Origin of the sequence: Actinomyces culturomici (genome assembly GCF_900499005.1) — a bacterium.
Lineage (GTDB): Bacteria > Actinomycetota > Actinomycetes > Actinomycetales > Actinomycetaceae > Pauljensenia > Pauljensenia culturomici.
The window spans coordinates 1,189,664-1,211,149 of record NZ_LS991316.1 but is presented as its reverse complement, the minus strand read 5'-3'; the positions used below and the strand labels follow the sequence as shown (position 1 = coordinate 1,211,149).

At 69.9% G+C, this 21,486-nt stretch carries 23 protein-coding genes and 1 pseudogene; 20 read left to right on the top strand and 4 right to left on the bottom strand.

The genetic code is table 11. The features are described 5' to 3' along the window. Positions 1-17: 17 nt before the first annotated feature. From DY157_RS05340 to DY157_RS05255, 18 genes are all read left to right on the top strand, one after another. Positions 18-1,139 (top strand): glycosyltransferase family 4 protein, encoded by a 1,122-nt coding sequence (locus tag DY157_RS05340; RefSeq protein WP_115727560.1) that lies wholly within the window; start codon positions 18-20, stop codon positions 1,137-1,139. A 28-nt stretch (positions 1,140-1,167) separates the two neighbouring features. Then, positions 1,168-1,566 (top strand): hypothetical protein, encoded by a 399-nt coding sequence (locus tag DY157_RS05335; protein ID WP_160159458.1) that lies wholly within the window; start codon positions 1,168-1,170, stop codon positions 1,564-1,566. Between the two features lie 120 nt (positions 1,567-1,686). Further along, entirely contained in the window at positions 1,687-2,568 is an 882-nt protein-coding gene (atpB, locus tag DY157_RS05330; RefSeq protein WP_115727558.1) for a F0F1 ATP synthase subunit A, read from the top strand. Positions 2,569-2,620: 52 nt separating this feature from the next. Beyond that, positions 2,621-2,824 (top strand): ATP synthase F0 subunit C, encoded by a 204-nt coding sequence (atpE, locus tag DY157_RS05325; protein ID WP_115727557.1) that lies wholly within the window; start codon positions 2,621-2,623, stop codon positions 2,822-2,824. A 5-nt stretch (positions 2,825-2,829) separates the two neighbouring features. Next, positions 2,830-3,393 (top strand): F0F1 ATP synthase subunit B, encoded by a 564-nt coding sequence (gene atpF, locus DY157_RS05320; RefSeq protein ID WP_115727944.1) that lies wholly within the window; start codon positions 2,830-2,832, stop codon positions 3,391-3,393. Beyond that, positions 3,390-4,208, top strand: coding sequence for a F0F1 ATP synthase subunit delta (locus tag DY157_RS05315; protein WP_115727556.1), 819 nt, complete (start codon positions 3,390-3,392; stop codon positions 4,206-4,208). Before atpF ends, DY157_RS05315 begins: the two co-directional genes overlap by 4 nt. A gap of 45 nt (positions 4,209-4,253) precedes the next feature. Beyond that, on the top strand, positions 4,254-5,888 hold the full coding sequence (gene atpA, locus DY157_RS05310; RefSeq protein WP_115727555.1) for a F0F1 ATP synthase subunit alpha: 1,635 nt from the start codon (positions 4,254-4,256) through the stop codon (positions 5,886-5,888). Positions 5,889-5,891: 3 nt separating this feature from the next. After that, positions 5,892-6,821, top strand: a complete 930-nt coding sequence (locus DY157_RS05305) for a F0F1 ATP synthase subunit gamma (protein WP_115727554.1) — start codon at positions 5,892-5,894, stop codon at positions 6,819-6,821. 23 nt (positions 6,822-6,844) lie between these two features. Continuing rightward, positions 6,845-8,293 carry a F0F1 ATP synthase subunit beta gene (gene atpD, locus DY157_RS05300; RefSeq protein ID WP_115727553.1) on the top strand — a complete coding sequence of 483 codons (1,449 nt, stop codon included), beginning with the start codon at positions 6,845-6,847 and terminating at the stop codon, positions 8,291-8,293. Continuing rightward, positions 8,293-8,556 carry a F0F1 ATP synthase subunit epsilon gene (locus DY157_RS05295; protein ID WP_115727552.1) on the top strand — a complete coding sequence of 88 codons (264 nt, stop codon included), beginning with the start codon at positions 8,293-8,295 and terminating at the stop codon, positions 8,554-8,556. Before atpD ends, DY157_RS05295 begins: the two co-directional genes overlap by 1 nt. A 66-nt stretch (positions 8,557-8,622) precedes the next feature. Then, positions 8,623-9,033, top strand: a complete 411-nt coding sequence (locus tag DY157_RS05290; RefSeq protein WP_115727943.1) for a DUF2550 family protein — start codon at positions 8,623-8,625, stop codon at positions 9,031-9,033. Positions 9,034-9,054: 21 nt separating this feature from the next. Beyond that, positions 9,055-9,753 carry an endonuclease NucS gene (gene nucS / locus DY157_RS05285; protein WP_115727551.1) on the top strand — a complete coding sequence of 233 codons (699 nt, stop codon included), beginning with the start codon at positions 9,055-9,057 and terminating at the stop codon, positions 9,751-9,753. After that, complete coding sequence (locus tag DY157_RS05280; RefSeq protein ID WP_115727550.1) at positions 9,753-10,976, top strand: DNA glycosylase AlkZ-like family protein; 1,224 nt, start codon at positions 9,753-9,755, stop codon at positions 10,974-10,976. The genes nucS and DY157_RS05280 overlap by 1 nt, the downstream gene beginning before the upstream one ends. Before the next feature lie 89 nt (positions 10,977-11,065). Beyond that, complete coding sequence (locus DY157_RS05275; RefSeq protein ID WP_115727549.1) at positions 11,066-12,277, top strand: N-acetylglucosamine-6-phosphate deacetylase; 1,212 nt, start codon at positions 11,066-11,068, stop codon at positions 12,275-12,277. Positions 12,278-12,330: 53 nt separating this feature from the next. Beyond that, positions 12,331-12,573 carry a hypothetical protein gene (locus DY157_RS05270; protein ID WP_115727548.1) on the top strand — a complete coding sequence of 81 codons (243 nt, stop codon included), beginning with the start codon at positions 12,331-12,333 and terminating at the stop codon, positions 12,571-12,573. 148 nt (positions 12,574-12,721) lie between these two features. Then, complete coding sequence (locus tag DY157_RS05265) at positions 12,722-14,170, top strand: hypothetical protein (RefSeq protein ID WP_115727547.1); 1,449 nt, start codon at positions 12,722-12,724, stop codon at positions 14,168-14,170. Beyond that, positions 14,167-15,171: a hypothetical protein gene (locus DY157_RS05260; RefSeq protein ID WP_115727546.1), complete on the top strand. Its 1,005-nt coding sequence runs from the start codon at positions 14,167-14,169 to the stop codon at positions 15,169-15,171. Before DY157_RS05265 ends, DY157_RS05260 begins: the two co-directional genes overlap by 4 nt. Positions 15,172-15,220: 49 nt before the next feature. Next, positions 15,221-16,087: a tetratricopeptide repeat protein gene (locus DY157_RS05255; RefSeq protein ID WP_115727942.1), complete on the top strand. Its 867-nt coding sequence runs from the start codon at positions 15,221-15,223 to the stop codon at positions 16,085-16,087. 42 nt (positions 16,088-16,129) lie between these two features. Here the strand turns inward: DY157_RS05255 and DY157_RS05250 are convergent, their stop codons facing one another. From DY157_RS05250 to DY157_RS05240, 3 genes and pseudogenes are all read right to left on the bottom strand, one after another. Next, positions 16,130-17,500, bottom strand: coding sequence for a phosphotransferase (locus DY157_RS05250; RefSeq protein WP_407923463.1), 1,371 nt, complete (start codon positions 17,498-17,500; stop codon positions 16,130-16,132). A gap of 65 nt (positions 17,501-17,565) precedes the next feature. Continuing rightward, positions 17,566-19,280: pseudogene (treS, locus tag DY157_RS05245) on the bottom strand (maltose alpha-D-glucosyltransferase). A 55-nt stretch (positions 19,281-19,335) separates the two neighbouring features. Continuing rightward, positions 19,336-20,334, bottom strand: coding sequence for a LacI family DNA-binding transcriptional regulator (locus DY157_RS05240; protein WP_160159457.1), 999 nt, complete (start codon positions 20,332-20,334; stop codon positions 19,336-19,338). Between the two features lie 186 nt (positions 20,335-20,520). Here DY157_RS05240 and DY157_RS11355 point away from each other — a divergent pair, with 186 nt between their 5' ends. Further along, positions 20,521-20,712 (top strand): hypothetical protein, encoded by a 192-nt coding sequence (locus DY157_RS11355; RefSeq protein WP_218938049.1) that lies wholly within the window; start codon positions 20,521-20,523, stop codon positions 20,710-20,712. Positions 20,713-20,750: 38 nt separating this feature from the next. On the opposite strand, the gene DY157_RS11350 is transcribed toward DY157_RS11355, so the two are convergent. Next, a complete protein-coding gene (locus DY157_RS11350; protein WP_160159455.1) occupies positions 20,751-20,888 on the bottom strand; it encodes a hypothetical protein in 138 nt (45 codons plus the stop codon). 110 nt (positions 20,889-20,998) lie between these two features. Between DY157_RS11350 and DY157_RS05235 the strand changes: the two genes are divergently transcribed. After that, positions 20,999-21,457 carry a hypothetical protein gene (locus tag DY157_RS05235; protein ID WP_115727543.1) on the top strand — a complete coding sequence of 153 codons (459 nt, stop codon included), beginning with the start codon at positions 20,999-21,001 and terminating at the stop codon, positions 21,455-21,457. Positions 21,458-21,486: the final 29 nt, after the last annotated feature.

The window sequence follows — 21,486 nt, the reverse complement described above, 5'->3', positions numbered from 1 at the left end:
GGGGACGACACCGCTTCATGAAGGTCTACCTCCTCCTCATGCTCGTCGCGATGGGCGTCACCGTACTGATGACGCCCGTCGTGCGCGCCGCGTGCCTGCGATGGGGGATCGTGCCGAAGCTGCGGAGCCGCGACGTCCAGAAGACGCCGATCCCGAGGCTCGGCGGCCTCGCGATGACCGTCGGGCTCGTCGTCGCCCTCCTCGTGGCCTCCCGCATCCCCTACATGGCGCCGCTCTACACGACGTCCGTCCCCTGGGCCGTCATGGGGGCCGCCGTGGCGATGAGCCTCCTCGGACTCGTCGACGACGTCATCGAGCTCGACTGGATGACGAAGCTCTCCGGCCAGGTCCTCATCGCCGGCGCCATGGCGTTCGCCGGCGTCCAGCTCGTGTCCTTCCCGATCTTCGGCGTGACGATCGGCTCCTCTCGCCTCTCCCTCCTCGTCACCGTCTTCCTCGTCGTCGGGATCATCAACGCGGTGAACTTCATCGACGGCCTCGACGGGCTCGCCGCCGGGATGATCGCGATCGGCGCCGGCGCGTTCTTCGTCTACTCCTACCTCCTCTCGAGGATCATGGGCGCGGCCTCGTACGCGACGACCGCCTCCCTCATCGTCATCGCCCTCGTCGGCGTGTGCGCGGGGTTCCTCTGGTTCAACTTCCACCCCTCGTCGATCATGATGGGCGGCGGCGCGGAGACGCTCGGCCTCGTCCTCGCGGCGGCCGGCATCATCGTCACCGGGCAGATCGATCCGGCCGTCCTCGGCCGTCAGCAGATCCTCGTCGGCGTCCTCCCGATCGTCCTGCCGCTCTCGGTGATCTTCATGCCGGTCCTCAATCTCCTCCTCGCCTCGGCCAGGCGCATGCGGCAGGGGAGGAGCCCGTTCAAAGCGGACCGCTCCTCCCACCTCCACGATCGCCTTCTCGCCCGCGGTCACTCCCACCGCGGGGTCGTCGCGATCCTCTGGCTGTGGACCGCGATCGTCTGCGTGCCTGCGGTGGGCCTCCTCGTCTTCGACTGGCGGCGCATCCTCGTCTTCGCCCTCCCCGCGGTTCTCGTCGCCGTCGTCGTCACGGCCTCGCAGTTCCCCGCGGCCCGCCATCTTCCCCGATCCGGGAAGGAGGATCCGCATGCCTGACGACGCGACCACGAAGCCTTCCAGACCCTTGGACGAAGCGATCGCACGACTCGGACGCGCGGTCGCGGCGATCGGCGCTCTCGCCGTCGTCGCGACGATCCTGCTCGGCCTCGCCTCTCATGCGGGCGCGCCTTCCATCCTCATCGGAATCGGCGCGATCGTCCTCCTGCTCGCGTGCCAGTGGGCCTGCGTGAGGGGAGCATCGCGTTCAGACGCCAACAGCCTCGCCTGGATCGTGGCGTCATACCCGCTGCGAATCCTCGTGATTCTCCTCTCCCTATACCTACCGAGGCAGTTCGGATTCGATGTGCGAGTGCCCGCGATCGCCGCGATGTCCGTCCTCGTCGCGGCGATGATCGCCGAGGTCAGCATCCTCGCGCGGACGCGCGTCCCCAATGTTGATGGACCCGCGGCCGGGCCGCGCTGACCATACGTGCCGATCGCGCTCGGTTGGAGTGAACGAGGGACCTCCTCCTGCTAGCATGAGGAAGTCGCCTACGGGCGCCTCCTCTCGCCCTTCATCGCAGATCCGACCCAGGAGGACACGCTGTCCACGTCATCGACTCCGTCCGTTCGACGACGGAGCGGCTCGAAGCCCCTCTGGTTCTGGGTCCTCCTCGTCGTCCTGCTCATCGTCATTGCAGCAACGGCCGTACCCGCGTTGACGCAGCACCCGCATCAGCCGGGCCTTGCTGATTTCTTCCCCTCGGCCATCTTCGGTGAGGGATCGATTCTCGAGTTCAACCGTCTGACGCTTGCGCGCGTCGTCATGGGCCTACTCGTCTCTGGTGCCCTGCTCGCGGTCGCCTACCGGCCGAAGCTCGTCCCCGGCAGGGGCCAGATGGCCGTCGAAGTGATCGCAGAGTTCATCCGTTCGAACATCGCGCTCGAGATGCTCGGAACGAAGAACGGGCGGAAATTCTCCGGCTTCATCGGGTTCGCATTCTTTGGAGTTCTCGCGATGAACCTCGCCGGTATCATCCCCGGCCTGAACATCGCCGCCTCATCGGTCGTCGCGGTTCCGATGGTCTTCGCCGTCATCACCTATGTCACGTACATCGGCGCAGGCATCGAGGCGCAGGGCGTCGGCCACTTCTTCGCCGCGCAGTTGCTTCCTCCAGGACTGCCCAAGCCGATGTACCTCCTCATCACGCCGATCGAGTTCCTCTCCAACTTCATCGTTCGCCCCGTGACGCTCACAGTCCGACTCCTCGCGAACATGATGTCGGGCCACCTGCTCCTCGGCATGACCTATTTCGGAACCGCCACCTTGCTCCATGCTCTGAGCGCGATCTCCTCGGTGTCGATCCTCACCGGCGCAGCGATGCTCCTCATGACCGGTTTCGAGGTCTTCGTCGCCTTTCTCCAGGCGTACATTTTCACAATCCTCACCGCCGTGTACATCAAGTTGTCCATCGAGAGTCACTGACTCACCCCAGATCCGAAGCGCGCCCGCGCTCCAGAAGAAAAGGAAATCCGACATGATCTCGCTCGCCTACATCGGCTACGGCCTCGCCACCCTCGGCCCCGGTCTCGGCATCGGCCTTCTGGTCGGCAAGACCCAGGAGGCGACGGCTCGTCAGCCCGAGGTCGCCGGCCGTCTCTTCACCAACATGATCATCGGCGCCGGTATGGTCGAGGCTCTCGGTCTCATCGGCTTCATCCTCCCGCTCATCGTCAAGTGACCGCGATGCGCCAGGTTTTCCCTGTGAGCGAGGAGGTCGGTGGTCTCTCCGTCATCCTTCCGCCGCTCTACGAGATCTTCTGGTCCGCGGTCGTCCTCCTCCTCGTTCTGCTGTTCGTCGGCTTCATCGCCCTCCCTCGCCTCTACGCGACGATGGACGCGCGGACCGAGAAGATCGCTGAGGGCCTTCGGGCCGCCGACAAGGCGAAGGAGGACCAGGCGAGCGCCGCGCGCGAACGCGCCGAGGCCCTTCAGGCTGCGAACGCGGAGGCGCACGCGATCCGCGAGCGCGCCTCCGAGGAGGCCAAGGGCATCGTGGCGTCGGCGCGGGCCGAGGCTCAGGCCGAGGCCGCGCGGATCCTCGACGGCGCGCAGCGCCAGATCCTCGCCGAGAAGCAGGCGGCCGAGATCTCGCTCCGCTCCGACGTGGGGCTCCTCGCGACCGAGCTCGCCGAGAAGATCGTCGGCGAGCACCTCGCCGACACCGCCCTCACGAGCCGCGTCGTCGATCGCTTCCTCGACGACCTCGAGGCGGACAACGTCCGAGCGAGTGAGGCCGGCGCCCGATGACCGCAAGCGGAGCCCTCGACGCCGTCGCCTACTCGACCGAGCTCGCCGACGCCCTCGCCCGACCGGGCGCGGACGCGATGCGGGTCGGCGAGGACTTCTTCGCTCTCTCCGACCTCGTGAAGACCGACGCGCGCCTCCGTCGCGCGCTCACCGATCCCTCGAGGAGCGCCGAGGACAAGGCGGGACTCGTTCGCGAGCTCTTCGGGGCGAAGATGTGCGCCCCCGCCCTCGGCGTCGTCGAGACGATGGTCGGCGGCCACTGGTCGAAGTCCGGGGCCCTCCACGATGCCGCGGAGGTTCTCGGCATCCTCGCCGTCCTCACCGACGCGAAGCGCGCCGGCGTCCTCGACTCCGTCAACGACGAGCTCTTCGAGGTGAGGCGATTCCTCGCCGCCAACCGGGAGCTCCGTCTCCGTCTCTCCGACACCGCGACCGGCACGCCCCACGAGCGCGCGAACCTCGCGAGCGCCCTCTTCGGGCCGCATCTGTCGGTCTGGACGATGCGGCTCGTTCGTCGGGCCGTCGGGCGATCGCGTCACGGGCGACTCCTCGTCAACCTCCGGCGCTTCGCCGAGTGGGCCGCGACGATGCAGAACCGGCTCCTCGTCACGGTCGAGACCGCCGCGGACATGTCCGCCGAGCAGTCCGCCCGACTGCGGAGCCTCCTCGAGGCCCGATTCGGCGAGGAGATCTCGCTCTCGACGTCCGTCGAAGCCGACGTCGTCGGCGGCTTCCGCCTGCGTGCCGGGACGACCGCCATCGACGCCTCGCTCGCCACGCGCATCGCCGACATGAAGCGCGCCCTCGCGGGCTGACCCCGCACCACCATCCACACGCAGACGCAGACAGAAGGAAGACTCATGGCCGACCTGTCAATCAGTCCCGAGGAGATCCGCGGCGCCCTGGACTCCTTCATGGAGTCCTACCGCCCCTCCGAAGTGGCCACCGAGGAAGTGGGCCACGTGACGGAGACCGCCGACGGCATCGCGCACGTCGAGGGGCTCCCGGGGACGATGGCGAACGAACTCCTCCGCTTCGCCGACGGCACCCTCGGCCTCGCGATGAACCTCGACCAGCGCGAGATCGGCGCCGTCGTCCTCGGCGACTTCGGCGGTATCGAGGAGGGCCAGGTCGTCCACCGCACGGGCGAGGTCCTCTCCGTCCCCGTCGGCGACGGGTACCTCGGCCGCACGGTCGACCCGCTCGGGCGCCCGATCGACGGCCTCGGAGAGATCACCGACATCGAGGGCCGCCGCGCCCTCGAACTCCAGGCCCCCGGCGTCATGATGCGCAAGTCGGTCCACGAGCCCCTCGAGACCGGCCTCAAGGCGATCGACTCGATGATCCCGATCGGCCGCGGTCAGCGCCAGCTCATCATCGGCGACCGCAAGACCGGAAAGACGGCCATCGCCCTCGACACGATCCTCAACCAGCGCGAGAACTGGAAGAGCGGCGACCCGAAGAAGCAGGTCCGCTGCATCTACGTCGCGATCGGTCAGAAGGGCTCGACGATCGCCTCGGTCCGTTCGACCCTCGAGGACGCGGGCGCGATGGAGTACACGACGATCGTCGCCTCCCCGGCGTCCGATCCGGCCGGCTACAAGTACATGGCCCCCTACACGGGCTCGGCGATCGGCCAGCACTGGATGTACGAGGGCAAGCACGTCCTCATCGTCTTCGACGACCTCTCGAAGCAGGCCGAGGCCTACCGAGCAGTCTCCCTCCTCCTCCGCCGCCCGCCGGGGCGCGAGGCCTACCCGGGCGACGTCTTCTACCTTCACTCCCGCCTCCTCGAGCGCTGCGCCAAGCTCTCCGACGAGCTCGGCGGCGGGTCGATGACCGGTCTGCCGATCATCGAGACCAAGGCGAACGACGTCTCCGCGTACATTCCGACGAACGTCATCTCGATCACCGACGGGCAGATCTTCCTCCAGTCCGACCTGTTCAACTCGAACCAGCGCCCGGCCGTCGACGTCGGCATCTCGGTCTCGAGGGTCGGCGGCGATGCCCAGGTGAAGGCGATGAAGAAGGTCGCCGGCACGCTCAAGCTCACGCTCGCGCAGTACCGGTCGATGGCGGCGTTCGCGATGTTCGCCTCCGACCTCGACGCCGCGACGCGCGCCCAGCTCACCCGCGGCCAGCGCCTCATGGAGCTCCTCAAGCAGCCCCAGTCGAGCCCGTACACGACCGCCGAGCAGGTCGCGTCGATCTGGACCGGCACGCACGGCTACCTCGACGACCTCGAGGTCGACGACGTCCTGCCCTTCGAGCGCTCGCTCCTCGACCACCTCAAGGCGAACTCGACCGCGCTCGACGCGATCGCGTCGACGGGGCTCCTTGAGGCCGACACCGAGGCCGAGCTCAAGAGCCAGGTCGAGGCGTTCCACGAGCAGTGGATCTCCGCCGGTCGCGGCGCCGATCTCGACGAGGGCGAGGTCCGCGCCGAGCGGACCCGCGAGGAGATCACCCGCGGGCGCGCGCCCGAGAGGGCCTGATCCATGGGCGGACAGCAGAGGATCTACAAGCAGCGGATCGCCTCGACGCAGACGCTCGCGAAGGTCTTCCGCGCGATGGAGATGATCGCGGCGTCGAGGATCGGAGCCGCGCGCCGCGCGGCGGCCGGCCTCGGCCCCTACGAGAAGGCCCTCACGCAGGCGGTCGCCGCGGTCGCGGTTCACACGGACCTCGACCACCCGCTCACGCGGGAGCGGTTCGACACGCCGCGCGTGGCCGTCCTCGTCATCGCGTCGGATCGCGGCATGGCGGGAGCCTACGCGGCGACCATCCTCCGCGAGTCGGAGCGGCTCATCGCGCGTCTCAAGGAGGAGGGCAAGAGGCCCGTCCTCTACACCTTCGGGCGACGCGCGCGGTCGTACTTCCGCTTCCGCGGCGTCGAGATCGAGAAGTCGTGGGAGGGCGAGTCCGATAACCCGACCCTCGAGACGACGCGGGCGATCGCGTCCGAACTCCTCGCGCGCTTCATGGATTCGAGCCGTGTGTCCGGAGTCTCGGAGGTCCACCTCGTCTACACGCGCTTCGTTTCCGTGATGAGCCAGATCCCCGAGGTCCGCCAGATGCTCCCGCTCACGGTCGTCGACGCCCCCGAGGGCGACGTCGAGCGCAAGAGGGAGCGCGGCTTCGCCGACGATCCGTCGGCGACATTCCCGGAGTACGAGTTCATCCCCTCGCCGGAGGCCGCGCTCGACGCGCTCCTCCCGCTCTACGTCGAGAGCCGCATCCACAACGTGCTCCTCCAGTCGGCCGCCTCCGAGCTGGCCTCGCGCCAGCGCGCGATGCACACGGCGACCGACAACGCCGAGGAGCTCATCACCAAGTACACGCGCCTGGCCAATTCGGCCCGTCAGGCGGATATCACCCAGGAGATCTCGGAGATCGTGGGCGGGGCCGACGCACTGGTCGCGGGCTGAGCCCCAGGACACGGAGAAGGAACATGAGCCAGGAAGAAGCAGTCGCGCAGGGTCGCGTCGCCAGGGTCGTCGGCCCGGTCGTCGACGTCGAGTTCCCGCCGGACTCGATCCCCCCGCTGTACAACGCCCTCAAGGTCGAGGTCGACCTCGCCGGTCAGGGCGAGGGCGAGTCCGTCTTCACGATGACGCTCGAGGTCGCCCAGCACCTCGGCGACAACCTCGTGCGGACGATCGCGCTCAAGCCGACGGACGGCCTCGTTCGCGGCGCCGCGGTCACCGACACCGGCGCGCCGATCTCGGTGCCCGTCGGCGACGTCACGAAGGGTCACGTCTTCAACGTGACGGGCGAGCCCCTCAATCTCGCCGAGGGCGAGACGCTCGAGATCACCGAGCGCTGGCCGATTCACCGCCAGCCCCCGGCCTTCGACCAGCTCGAGGCCCGCACGAAGATGTTCGAGACCGGCATCAAGGTCATCGACCTCCTCACCCCGTACGTCCAGGGCGGAAAGATCGGCCTCTTCGGCGGTGCGGGCGTCGGCAAGACGGTCCTCATTCAGGAGATGATCCAGCGAGTCGCGCTCAACCACGGCGGCGTGTCCGTGTTCGCCGGCGTCGGCGAGCGCACCCGCGAGGGCAACGACCTCATCCGCGAGATGGGGGAGGCGGGCGTCTTCGACAAGACGGCGCTCGTGTTCGGCCAGATGGACGAGCCGCCGGGGACGCGTCTGCGCATCGCGCTCACGGGCCTCACGATGGCGGAGTACTTCCGCGACGTCCAGCACCAGGACGTCCTCCTCTTCATCGACAACATCTTCCGCTTCACGCAGGCGGGTTCCGAGGTCTCCACGCTCCTCGGCCGTATGCCGTCGGCGGTCGGCTACCAGCCGAACCTCGCCGATGAGATGGGCCAGCTCCAGGAGCGGATCACTTCGGCGGGCGGCCACTCGATCACCTCCCTCCAGGCGATCTACGTGCCCGCGGACGACTACACGGACCCGGCGCCGGCGACGACCTTCGCGCACCTCGACGCAACGACCGAGCTCTCCCGAGAGATCGCGTCGAAGGGCATCTACCCGGCCGTCGACCCGCTCGCGTCGACCTCGCGCATCCTCGACCCCGTCCTCGTCGGTCGGGAGCACTACGACACCGCGACGCACGTCAAGGCGATCCTCCAGAAGAACAAGGAGCTCCAGGACATCATCGCGATCCTCGGCGTCGACGAGCTCTCGGAGGAGGACAAGGTCACCGTCTCGCGCGCTCGCCGCATCGAGCAGTTCCTCTCCCAGAACATGTACATGGCGGAGAAGTTCACCGGCGTCCCCGGCTCGACCGTCCCGCTGTCGGAGACGATCGAGGCCTTCAAGCGGATCGCCGAGGGCTACTACGACAAGACCCCCGAGCAGGCCTTCTACAACGCGGGCGGCATCGAGGACGTCGAGCGCAACTGGCACGAGCTGGAGAAGGACGCCTGATGGCCGACCGCGTCCTCCAGGTGGAAGTCGTCGCCCACGAGGGACGGCTCTGGCACGGCACGGGCACTTCGGTCCAGATCCCCGTCGTCGACGGCCAGCTCGGCATCCTCCCGGGGCGTCAGCCCCTGCTCGCGATGCTCAAGGCCGGGACGGTATCGGTGACGACGAAGGACGGCGTCGAGACCTTCACGATCGAGGGCGGATTCGCGTCCGTCGACTCCGATTTCGTGACCGTCGTCGCTGACCACGGTACTGTGTCCTGAAGAAGGAGCCCCCGCCCGGAGCATCCGGGCGGGGGCTCCCTCCATTCATCCGATCGGAGGCTCATGATGGGCGAGTTCCTCCACATCGCCCTGTGGCTGGCGATCGCCGTTGCGGCGATCGCCGTCTCGCTGTGGGCCTACATCAACGTCCGCGCCCGTCGCCTCGACGGGCAGCTCGGTGCATTCCGCTGTTGGTCGCGCCCCGATACCCAGTCGGGCTGGACGTCCGGGATCGGCCTGTACGGCGTCGAGACGCTCACGTGGTACCGCCTCGTCGCCTTCTCGAACAAGCCCGTCTACACGCTCTCGCGCCGCGGCCTCGAGATCTCCGCTCCCGTCCAGCACTCCGCTGATGGGAGCGTCGTCGAAGTGCGGCTGCGTTCGGGCGACAAGCGCTACGAGATCGCGATCGCCTCTCAGACGTACAACGCCCTCGTCTCCTGGGTCGAGTCGGGGCCGCCCCGCGTCCGCGCCTGAGGCGCTGCTAGGCTCGCCCCCGTGCGAGTCCTCATAGCCACGTGCACCGTCGATTACTCCGGTCGCCTCTCCGCCCATCTCGATCCCGCGAAGCGCGTCATCATGCTCAAGGGCGATGGGTCGGTCCTCATCCACTCCGACGGCGGGTCCTACAAGCCGCTCAACTGGATGAACGCGCCGTGCACGGTGACGACCGAGATCCCCGAGGAGGGGGAGGAGGCCGACGGCGTCACCGAGGTGTGGACCGTTCAGGCCGAGAAGACCGACGACCGTCTCGTCATCCGCATCCATGAGATCGTGTCCGACGTCGTCGAAGATCTCGGCGTCGATCCGGGTCTCGTGAAGGACGGCGTCGAGACCCACCTCCAGGCGCTCCTCGCCGAGCAGGTGCCCCAGATCCTCGGGGACGGCTGGGCGTTGGTCCGTCGCGAGTACCCGACCCCCGTCGGCCCGGTGGATCTCATGGTCCGTGATCCTCAGGGGGCGAGCGTCGCGATCGAGGTGAAGCGCCGCGGCGGCATCGACGGCGTCGAGCAGCTCACCCGCTATCTCTCGCTCCTCTCGCGCGACCCGCTTCTGCCCGAGCTCTCGGGCATCTTCGCCGCCCAGGAGATCTCCAAGCAGGCGCGCACGCTCGCCGAGGACCGGGGGATCCGCTGCCTCGTCCTCGACTACGACGCGATGCGCGGGTTCGACGACCCCGAGTCGAGGCTCTTCTAGTGCCCGTCGCACCGCTGCCCACGCGCCTCAGCCTTCTGCGGATCGTCTCGCAGGGGCTCGTCGAGTCGACGCGCGCGGCCAAGGTCGAGGAGGCGGCGGCCGGCCTCTTCGCCCTCCAAGGCCAGCAGGTCTCGGCGATCCCGCACGCCCTCGTCGCGCGGACGCACGGCGCCACGATGACCGAGGTCGCGGCCGCCTTCGCCGCGGCGCGACTCGTCCGCTCATGGCCGATGCGGGGCACAGTCCACGTGACGACGGCGGCCGACCACCACTGGCTGCGGGCCGCGCTCGCCCACACGTACGACCGCTGGGTCGCGTCGACGCGCGAGCTCGGAATCGACGACGCCGTCCGGGATGCCGCAGTCGACGTCGCGCGCGCGGAGATCGCTTCGCGCGGTCCGCTCACGAGGGCGGAGCTCCTCACCGCATGGGAGGGGGCCGGGCTCGTTGCCCCGGTCGAGGTCGACTACGGCGCCCACCCGATGAGCGAGTCCTTCGCGAGGTCGTGGTGGAGGCGGCACATGATCCTCCTCCTCCACCTCGAGGGACGTCTCGTCCAGGGACCCATGGGGGCGAACGAGCACCTCGTCGTCGACGCCTCCTCCTTGCCCTCCGCCGATGAGGGCCCGGTCGGCGCTGGAGTCGCGAAGGGCGGGCCGCGCCATCGAGAGGCGCTCGCCGAGATCGCCCGGCGCTACGCCCTGGGTCACGGCCCCGTCTCCGCGCACGACCTCGCCCGGTGGACCGGATTGGCGGTCGGCCAGTCGCATCGGGCGCTCGAGGACGCCGTCGAGGCGTCGCGCACGGGCACCGGCCCCGACCTCGTCCGCATCCGCGTCGAGCGCGGGGCGAAGGGGGAGTGGGAGCGCGGCGCGGCGGCCCCGAGGACCGCGAGTCCGGACGTCCTCTACATGCGGGCCGACGCCGAGGACCTCCTCGCCGAGTCGGAGAAGGAGGCGGCCGCGACGCGGTTCCTCGGAGCCTTCGACGAGCTCCACGTCGGGTACAAGGACAGGACGTGCCTCGTCGACGAGGCGGGGGAGACGCTGATCTGCCCCGCGAAGAACGGGATGTTCCGTCCGATCGTCGTCGAGAAGGGGCGCCTCGTCGCGGTGCGCCCCGTCAAGGAGGGGCTGATCTACGCGGGCGCTCGCGAGCCCTCGGCCGCCCTGCGTCGTCGCGTCGAGAAGTCGGTCGACTCCGTCCTCGCCCGCCTCTCCTGACTTCCGATCGCCCCGCCCGACTTCCGGTCCTCCGGGTCCGACCCCGGTCCCCTGGAGCGCGTGGGGCGGCGTGGCAAGATGGACGGGTGATGACCTCCTTCTCCCTGCGCGGCCGAATCGTCCTCTCCTCCGATGTCCTCGCCGACGGCGTCCTCGTCGTCGAGGACGGCGTGATCGAGAGGATCGTCGACGCGTCGGCGCCGAAGGACGATGACGAGCGCGCGCTTCTGGAGCGGGTCCCCGCGTCGAGCGCGACGCTCCTTCCCGGCCTCGTCGACGTCCATTGCCACGGGGGAGGAGGCGTCTCCTTCCCCAACGCGACGAGCGCCTCCGAGGCGATGACGGCGGTTGAGGAGCATCGGCGCCACGGGACGACGACGATCGTCGCCTCCCTCGTCACCGCTGATGCGGAGGTCCTGAGGGCCCGCGCGGCGCTCCTCGCCGACCTCGCCGACGCCGACGAGATCGCGGGCGTCCACTTCGAGGGTCCCTTCATCTCGCACGCGCGCTGCGGCGCTCAGGACCCGCGCTACATCATCGATCCGGATCCGGCGCTCACCCGCGAGCTCCTCGCGATCTGCCGGGGGAGCGCGGTGACGATGACGCTCGCGCCCGAGAAGTCCGGCTCGTACGGTCCCGGCTCGGTCGCGCAGGCGCTCATCGACGGCGGCGCCCTCCCGTCCTGGGGGCACACGGATTCCGGGGCCGAGCCCGCTCGCGCCGCCCTCGAGTACTCGCGCCGCGCCCTCGACGAAGCGACCGCGAGACGCTCGGCGAGGGCGACGATCACCCATCTCTTCAACGGGATGCGACCGCTCCACCACCGCGATACCGGTCCGATCGGGGAGTTCCTCTCCGACGCCGCGCGCGGCGGTGCGATCGCCGAGCTCATCTGCGACGGCGTCCACGTCGCCCCCGCGCTCGTCCGCGACGTCGTCGAGATCCTCGGTCCGGACTCGTGCGTCCTCGTCACCGACGCGATGGAGGCGGCGGGAATGCCCGATGGCGAGTACGAGCTCGGCCCCCAGAGAGTGCGGGTGGAGGAGGGGCACGCCTACGTCGCGGGCACGCGCACGCTCGCGGGCGGCACGGCGCACCTCCTCGACTGCGTGCGCGTCGCGGTCCTCGAGGGCCGGATCCCGCTCGTCGACGCCGTCGCGATGGCCTCGGTTCGCGGCGCCGAGATCCTCGGCCGGTCCGACATCGGCCGCCTCGCCCCCGGAGTGCGGGCGGACGTCGTCGAGGTCGACGCCGAGCTGCGACCGCGGCGCGTGTGGCGCGCGGGGGAGCTCGTCCGATGAGGGGGCGCCGCTCGACGAAGCGGCCGTGGTCCGGTCCGCACCGCGACCTCGACATGGGCGCGCTCTCCTCGCTTGCGCGCACGGAGCCGGGACCCGATGGGAGCCCGTACCAGGTCCGCCGCCTGCGGACCGCGGCGAAGGAGTACACGTGCCCCGGCTGCCTGAGGCCGGTCCGCGTCGGAACCCCACACGTCGTCGCCTGGCCCGAGGAGTCGGCCTACGGTCTTCCGCAGGGACTCGAGGCGAGGCGGCACTGGCACTCGGAGTGCTGGAGGAGGGGGCTGCGGCCCCTCTGAGCGAGATCCTCATCGTTCCCGCGTCCACGATTGGGGGCGCGGGCTCCATGTCGTTCATCACGAGGGGCCCGATCGAAGTGCCGCGGGCGGGCGCATCCTCGTATCGTTGTACAGATAGCGTCTTCCGGACTTCCTAGGAGTGAATCGAGTGGAGCGGATCAAGCAGTACACCGCCGCCGTCGCGGCGGCGGTGCTCGCCCTCATCTTCCTCATCGTCGGCGTCCTCGCGATCACGGTTCTCAAGCCCGCGCAGGAGCTCGCCTCCTCCGCCGTGCCCGGGAACACGATCGTCATGACTCGCGACGGCGTCCTCCCGCTCATCGCTCAGGACGTCGTCGTCACCGCGACCTCGAAGTCCGGCCAGAAGGTCGCGCTCGGCGTCGGCACTCCCGGCGACGTCGTCGGCTGGATCGGCGACGACCCGTACTCGGAGGTCGTCGGCCTCACCTCGGACCGCTCGGTCCTCAAGGTCGAGGAGCACGGCGGCGCTGGCTCCCAGTCGGGCGCCCAGTCGGCGTCGACCGCTCAGTCGTCCGATGCGGCGCAGTCGGACGGCGCGCAGTCGGGGGACTCGAACCCCGCGGCGGCCGCCCTCGTCGACGCCGTCTCCTCCTCCGACATGTGGCTCCAGGTCGCGACCTCCGACAAGACCGCTTCCCTCGATCTCACGAAGGTGCCGACCGGACGATCCGTCCTCGCCGTGTCGGCGGGCGGGGCGGGCGATCTCCAGCTCACCCTCACCTGGGCGACGCAGCGGGTCAACACCCTCGCGATCGTCGCCTTCCTCTTCGCCGCCGTCGCCGCGATCGTCGCGGGCGTCCTCGCGCTGTCGCGCCGTCAGCTCCTGCGCCATCGTGCCGAGCGCGCGAAGCGCATCGCCGAGCGCGCGGGCGCCGACGTCACGGACACGCAGACGATCGACACGCGGCTCATCGCCGAGATGGTCGACGCCGAGGCCGCGAAGTCGACCGGGGAGACGCCCGCGATCGACGAGGACGGGGCCGTGGCTCTCGAGACGACGACCGAGGGGACTCCGTCCGACGACGGGGCCGCTGATCCGTCCGAGGAGGCCGAGACCTCGCCCGAGGCGATGGAGGACGCCGACGACGTGGACGGGGCCGAGACGACCGGGGACACGATCTCCGAGGAGAACGAGGATGAGAGCCTCGAGGGCGAGGATGCGGCGGACGAATCGGCCGCGGCCGACGACGCCGAGACCTCTGGGGCCGATGGGGCCGGGACGCAGGAGCCGCGCGCGCAGGGGCGCCACGGCGCGTCGACCGGCTCCCTCGACGAGGACCCGCCGGAGAAGGTCCCCACCGACACCGGCATCATCGATCTTTCGGCGATCCGCCCAGGCGTCGCCCTGCCGTCGCGCCGTGCACTGCGCGAGGCGCGCGAGAAGGGCGAGGAGAAGCTCGTCGTCGACGGACGCGAATTCGACACCGGCCTCATCCCCGTCGTTTCCGCCCCCGAATCCGCGGATGCGGACACGGCGGGCGCCGAGGACGCGCCGACGGCGGGCCGCGCCGCGACGAGCGCCTGGACCTCGCTCATGGCCGGGTGGCTGAAGAAGGACGGGAAGGACCAGTCGTGAACCGACGCATCGGATGGGCGGCCCTCGCCCTCGCCTCCGCCCTCGCCCTCGGATCCTGCTCGGCGGGCGACCTCGTCGCCTCGACCTCCTCGCAGTCGGGGACGCAGAGCCCCAACCTCGACTCCGAGCGCGTGACCGAGGTCCTCGCCTCCGTCCAGGACGCGGTGAACAAGGCCGACGAGGCGAAGGACGCGACGCTCCTCGAAGGGCGCGTCTCGGAAGGCGCGGCGCGCGTGCGCGCCGCCCAGTACGCCTACTCGACGGCCTCGGGCGACACGGTGCCCGCGATCGACCTCACCGAGCAGAACGTCGCGGTGACGAACTCGCAGGAGTGGCCGCGCGCGATCCTCAACATCCGCCAGGCGTCGGCCTCCGATCTCCCGGTCGTCGAGATCCTCGTCCAGGACGACGCGCGCTCGACCTACTCGCTCGTCGCGTGGTGCCGGATGCTCGGCGGAACCTCGGTGACGATCCCCTCGATCGACGAGGGCTCCGCCTACGTGTCGAACGACTCGGCGGGCTTCACGATGACGCCCGCCGAGGCCCTCTCGGCCTACGTCGACATGCTGAACGCGGGTCAGGCGTCGAATGAGAAGTTCGCGACGGACGAATTCACCGCGAACTATCTCGACACGGCGAAGACGCTCGCCTCGAGCCTCCAGGCGGCGGGCAGCGTCACGGCGAACGCCCAGGTCGCCGACTACCCGATCTCCGGAGTCGTCCTTCAGGACGGCTCGGCCCTCGTCGCGGCGAACTTCACGTACACGCTCACCTACGCGCGCACGGTCGCCGGGTCGACGATGCGCCTCGGCGGGCAGACGGCGACGATGAACGCCGGCGACGAGGACGTCGTCAAGGGGACGGCGACCGCCACCTACGTCGCGACGGTCCTCATCGACATCCCCTCGGCCGCCCAGGGCGGCGTCGCGAGGATCGTCGGCGCGGACCGCGTCATCGAGTCGGTGACGACGGACGAGTCGTCGAATCCCGACAACCAGTGACTTCAGGGGAATGGAAGAAGGCTCGCTCGTGGAGAACGCACCCGAACAGATGAATCCGGCCGACTCGCACGGAGCCGTCGACCTCACGGCCCGGCCCGCGTCCGCCGACGCGCGGGAGACGGACGCGCAGGAGGCGGGCGTCCGCATCGACGCTCCGCTCATCGTCGCCGTCACGGAGGAGAACTTCCAGGACGCGATGGCGACCTCGCAGACCGTCCCGGTCGTCATCGCGATGTGGTCGGGCCGTTCCCTCGAGTCGAAGCCAGCGCTCGCGACCCTCGAGGAACTCGCGCGCGAGTACGCGGGCCGCTTCCAGCTCGCGACCGTCGACATCGACGCCGCCCCCCAGATCGCCCAGGCGTTCCAGATCCAGGGCGTTCCCTCGGTCGTCGCGCTCATCGGCGGGCGCCCCCTCCCGCTCTTCCAGGGCAGCGCCGCGAAGGATCAGCTCCGTCCGATCCTCGACCAGGTGCTCGAGGCGAGCGCCCAGATGGGCGTCAGCGGCCGCATCGCGGTGTCCGCCGAGCAGACCGCCGCCCCGACCCCTCCCGAGCACGAAGCGCCGCTCGCCGCCGAAGAGGCGGGCGATCTCGAGGCGGCGATCTCCGGGTGGGAGCGCGTCATCGAGCTCAACCCGCGCGACTCGACCGCGAAGGCCCATCTGTCGCGCGTGCGCCTCAAGTCCCGTTCCGCCGGCGCCGACGACTCCGACCCCGCGGCCCGAGCCGATCTTCTCTTCGAACAGGGCGACCAGGCGGGCGCCTTCGATCTGCTCCTCGGACTCATCGAGAACGCCGGAGAGCAGGAGGCGAAGGACGCCGCGAGGCTGCGCCTCCTCGACCTCTTCCGGGTCGCGGGCAATACGCCCGAGGTCATGCGCGCGCGGACGCGCCTGGCGACGCTCGTCCTCGTCTGAATCGACGACTCCGGCGATCCGGTCGGACAGGAGGGGGGCGCGTCAGGAGAGGAGCGCCTCGATCGCGCGCAGGGGGATCGAGATCCAGGCCGGACGATTGCGCGCCTCGTAGACGGCCTCGTAGAGGGCCTTGTCGAGCTCGAGCGCCGCGACGAGGACGCGCTCGCGCTCGGCGTCCTCGGCTCCGACTCCCGGTCGCTCGGCGGCGTATCCGCCGAGGAACGCGGCGCGCATGTCGGCGAGCCACGTCGAGTCGTTCGCGCGCCCGACGGCGGCGGCGTAGTCGAAGGAGCGGAGTATGCCCGCGACGTCGCGCATCGGCTGATCGGGCATCGAGCGCTCGGCGAGAGGGCGCAGGGGCTCGCCTTCGAAATCGAGGACGAACCAGCGCTCCACCGCGCCGTCCGGAGCGTCCTTCTCGCGCAGGACCTGGCCGAGGTGGTAGTCGCCGTGGATCCGGCAGGCCGGTTCGAGCGCGTCGAGGCCCTCGAGCCTCGAGAGGATCTCCTCGACCTTCTCGCGCATGTCGGGCATGCGCTCCTCGAGGAAGGCGACCTCGTCCATCGCCCACTGGGCGCGCCGCCTCAGTGAGTCGGCGAGCTCGGCGGGGGCGACGGGTTCGGCCGTGCCGAGTGCCGCGGCCATGTGCGCGTGCATCTGCGCGGTCGTCGCGCCGAGATCGCGCGCGAGGTCGACGGCGCGGCTGCGCACCTCGCCGGTGGGCCCGTCATCGGTGGACGCGAGATCACAGAAGAGTTCGAAGCCGTCGTCCGCCTTCGGGATGAACGTGCAGGCGACCGCGGAGTCCGAGACGAGTTCGGCGCCGGTCGCGGGATCCGACCACGACAGCGTCGACCAGGCGACGGGCCGGCGGACGCGGTCCCACCCGTCGGAGGCGAGGGCGGCCGACACCTCGACGTCGGGGTTGCGCCCGGGGGCGAGGACCCGGAAGAGCTTGACGACGAGGTCGGGGAGCGTCGCCCCCTCGGGCGCGCGCATGACGACGTTCGTGTTCGACTGCTCGCCGGTCATCACCGTGCCGGTCCCCGCCCGCTGTGCGATCGCCTCCGCGCCGCCGTCGCCGAGGACGGTGCCCGCCTCGGCGGCCGCTCGTGCCCACGCCCTCCAGAAGTCGGGGTGATGCGGTCCGTCGACGAGGGCGAGGCCGGGGGCGGACTCGAGGAGGAGGCCGTGCGCCCCCTCGGACTCGCCCTCGACGACGAAGGAGTCGAGGGCGTCGGCCTCGTCGAGGACGAGGGGGACGTGGATGAGGACCGGGTCCGCGCCGGCGCGCGGGGCCGCGATGAGGAGGTCCCGGACGTTCGGTGCGAGGACGCGGTCGACGGCGATCGCGAGATCGGCGGCGGCGGGGGCCGCGTCGCCCTTGAGGGGGAACCAGCGGCGCGCCTCCATCCACGGGTGGAGCGCCTCGAGGAGGTCGCGATCCGAGGGCCAGGGGGCGGGATTATCGGCGGGCGTCACGACGCTGTCTCCTTCGCGCGATGGGCGGTTCCGGGCACAAGAGCGTACCACTCGTACCCCCTCGGACCGAGGCGAATCGGGGCCGCGCCGGTCGAATCGAGGGCGACGGCCGGTCCGTTTCCGACCAGCGGAGTCGCCGCCCCGTCCTCGTACCCGGGCAGGGGGAGCGCGACCTCGACCTCGTCGGTCGAGAGGTTCGCGAGGCAGAGGACGGTCGAGTCCGCGTCGGAGCGGAGGTGGACGAGAACGCGGGGGTCGGAGTCGAGGATCTCGAACTCCCCGGTGCCGAGGACGGGGTGCGCGCGACGGACGGCGAGGATGCGTCGGACGAAGCGCAGGAGCGAGTCGGGGTCGTCGATCTGGGAGGCGACGGTCCGCGCGGCGTAGGGCAGTGACTCGATGAGGGGAGCGTGAGCGCCGAGGGATCGGCGGCGGTCGAGAATCCGGCGTTCGCGCTCGAGTCCCATTGCATGGGCGTGCGGACGGCGTCGCGGTCCTCGAGCCAGATGTTCTCGCCCATCCCGATCTCGTCGCCGTAGTAGAGGCAGGGGGAGCCGGGCAGGGAGAGGAGGAGCGCGTGGGCGAGCTCGATCTCGTCGCGGGAGTTGCCGAGGAGCGGGGCGAGGCGTCGGCGGATCCCGACGTTCGCGCGCATCCGGTCCTCGGGCGCGTACCAGCCGTACATGAGGGCGCGCTCCTCGTCGTCGACCATCTCGAGGGTGAGCTCGTCGTGATTGCGGAGGAAGGTGCCCCACTGGCCGTGCGCGGGGATCTGCGGCGTGCGCGCGAGGACGTCGCGGATCGAGGCGGGCGTGCCCTCGCGCAGTGAGCGGTAGATCCTCGGCATGACGGGGAAGTGGAGGCACATCGTGCAATCGGGCCGCTCGGGCGTGCCGAAGTACTCGACGACCTCCTCGGGCATCTGGTTCGCTTCGGCGATGGTGATGATGCCCTGGTACTCGCGGTCGAGCGCCTCGCGGATGCGGGCGACGATGTCGTGCGTGCCGGGGAGGTTCTCGCAGTTCGTCCCCTCGCGCTCGATGAGGTAGGGGATCGCGTCGAGGCGGAACCCGTCGACGCTCTTGTCCGCCCAGAAGCGCAGGACGTCGAGGACCGCCTCGACAACGGCGGGCTCGTCGTAGTTGAGGTCGGGCTGATGGGAGAAGAAGCGGTGCCAGAAGTACTGGCCGCGCGCCTCGTCGAAAGTCCAGTTCGAGGTTTCCGTGTCGACGAAGATGATCCGCGTGTCCGCGTACCCCTCATCGGAATCGGCCCACACGTAGAAGTCCCCGTAGGGGCCCTCGGGATCCTCGCGCGAGGCGCGGAACCACGGGTGGGCGTCGGAGGTGTGGTTGATGACGAGGTCGATGACGACGCGGATACCGCGCGCGTGCGCCTCGGCGACGACGCGCTCGAAGTCCTCGACCGTTCCGTAGCGGGGGTCGACTCCCGCGTAGTCGGCGATGTCGTAGCCGCCGTCGCGCAGGGGCGAGGGGTAGAAGGGCGGGATCCAGATCGCGTCGACGCCGAGCCAGGCGAGGTAGTCGAGCCTCGAGGCGAGCCCGGTGAAGTCGCCGAAGCCGTCGCCGTTCGAGTCCGCGTAGGAGCGCAGGAGGACCTCGTAGAAGACCGCCGTGCGGAACCACTCGGGGTCGGGGACGAGGCCGGGGCGGGGCGCCGGCCTCGTCCCCGACCCCGCGTGGGTCCGCAGNCGGGGGGAGGGAGGGGGTCCCGGGGATCATCTCAGGGGCCTTTCGCTGGTCGGTTCAGGCCGTGCGTCGCTGCACGAGCTTGACGGGCATGGTGAGGGAGGGGACGAGGGCGTCGGGGTCCTCGAAGCGGGAGAGAAGGGAGCGGACCGCCCATTCGCCGGTCGCTCTCAGGGGCTGGTGGATCGTCGTCAGTTCGATGAGCTCGGCGATCGGGCCGTCGTCGTACCCGATGACGGCGAGCTCGTCCGGGACCGCGATCCCGAGGTTCGTGGCGGCGGCGAGGCAGGTGGCGGCGATCCGATCGGTCGCGGCGAAGACGCCGTCGAAGCGACCCCCGGAGAGGAACTCCTCGATCTCGTGGAGCGACTCCTCGAAGTCCTTCCCGACGATGAGGACGCTTTCGTCGGGGAGTTCCGCCCCGTTGATCGCGAGCGCCTTCGTGAAGCCGCGCTGGCGCTTGAGCGACGCGGAGTCGAAGTCCTCGCGCGACTGGGCCATGCCGACGTAGGCGAGGCGCTCGCGGCCGTTCTCGACGAGGTGGCGCCCGGCGATGACGCCTCCGATCTCGTCGTCGATCGAGAGGGAGGGGAGCCCTTCGTGAGTGGTGTCGACGAGGACGGTGGGAATGCGGTCGCGGAGGGACTCGGCGACGCGGTCGGAGAACTTCACGCCCATGATGATGAGGGCGTCGACCGAGTCGAGCGCCGGGAGGGTCTCGAGGATGGAGTTCGACTCCTCGTCGGAGATGACGTCGAAGACCGTGACGTCGATCCCGTGGGCCGTGCATTCGCGGAGGATGCCGTTGAGGCGTTCGGAGAAGGAGAGGTGCGTGGAGAAGGGGGCGATCGCGCCGATCGAGCGGAGCGCCTTCGTCGCGCGTCGGGAGGCGTCCGAGCGGGGGCGGAAGCCGGTCGTCTGGATCGCGTCGAGGACGCGCTGACGCGTCGCCTCGGCGACCTTGTGCGGGGTGTTGAGGGTCTTCGAGACGGTGGAGATCGAGACCTTCGCCTGTTCGGCGACGTCGTAGATCGTCGGTCGGACTCCGCTGCCCATGCGACCTCCGTCGGTGTGAGGGGCTCCGGGCCCCGTCGCCCGGTTCTGCGTTCGGCGCCAGCGTAGCGAAGGAAAGTGCTTTCCGAGAGCTGTTATCGAATCGTTTCCCGCTGCGGTCGAGAACCGCAGCGCTTGCTCCGACACTTTCAACAAGTGCTTTTCGCAATACACTTTCATTGCTCTTCAATGATGAAGGAATCGACGATGAAGAAGTCCACCCTGCTCCTCCCCGCGGCCGGCGTCGCCGCGGCCCTCGTGCTCTCCGCCTGCGCGTCGGGAACCTCCGACAAGGCCATGTCCGGCTCCGACTCCGGCTCCACCCCGTGGTGCGTCGCCCTCGAGTCCGGCTCGGCCTCCGGCTGGCCGGCCACCGACTGAATCGAGGAGCTCTTCCTCACCGGCGCCGGCGGCGACGCCTACGAGAAGTGGACCCGCGGCGAGCTCGAGTGGACCTTGCCCGAGATGAAGGCCGCGTGGGAGGCCTTCGGCGCCGTCGCGGCCGACCCGAAGATGGTGAACGGCGGCCCGACCGCCGTCATCTCGACCGACTTCACGAAGGGCCTCCTCCCGCTGTGGGCGGACCCGGCGTCTCGGCGGCCGCCCTCAAGATGGGCGTCAGCGCCTCCTCCCGCTGTGGGCGGACCCGGCCCAGTGCAACCTCGCGATGCAGGCCGACTGGCTGACGAACACCGTCCTCTCGCAGGTGCCCGGCACCGAGGTCGGCAAGAACTTCGACTTCTTCATCGCCCCGCCGGTGAAGGCCGAGAACAAGGGCCTCCTCGAGATCTCCGGCAACATCCTCGGCGCCTTCAAGGACACGCCCGAGGTCCGCGCCTTCCTCGAGTACATGGCCTCCACCGAATCCCAGGACCTCGTCGCCCACACGGGCCAGTGGCTCCCGACGAACTCGATGGTCTCCGATACCGCCTTCAAGACCGAGGACCGCCTCGCTCAGGCGAACCTCATCAAGGAGTCGACGGGTGCCTACTTCGACGCCTCCGACATGCTGCCAGCGGCCGAGAACGAGGCCTTCTGGGCCGCGACCCTCGACTACGTCTCCGATCCCACGAAGCTCGACTCGATCCTCGCCCACCTCGACGAGGTCCGCGTCGCCAACCACTGATCGACCCACCGGCCGGGGCCCGCGACAGC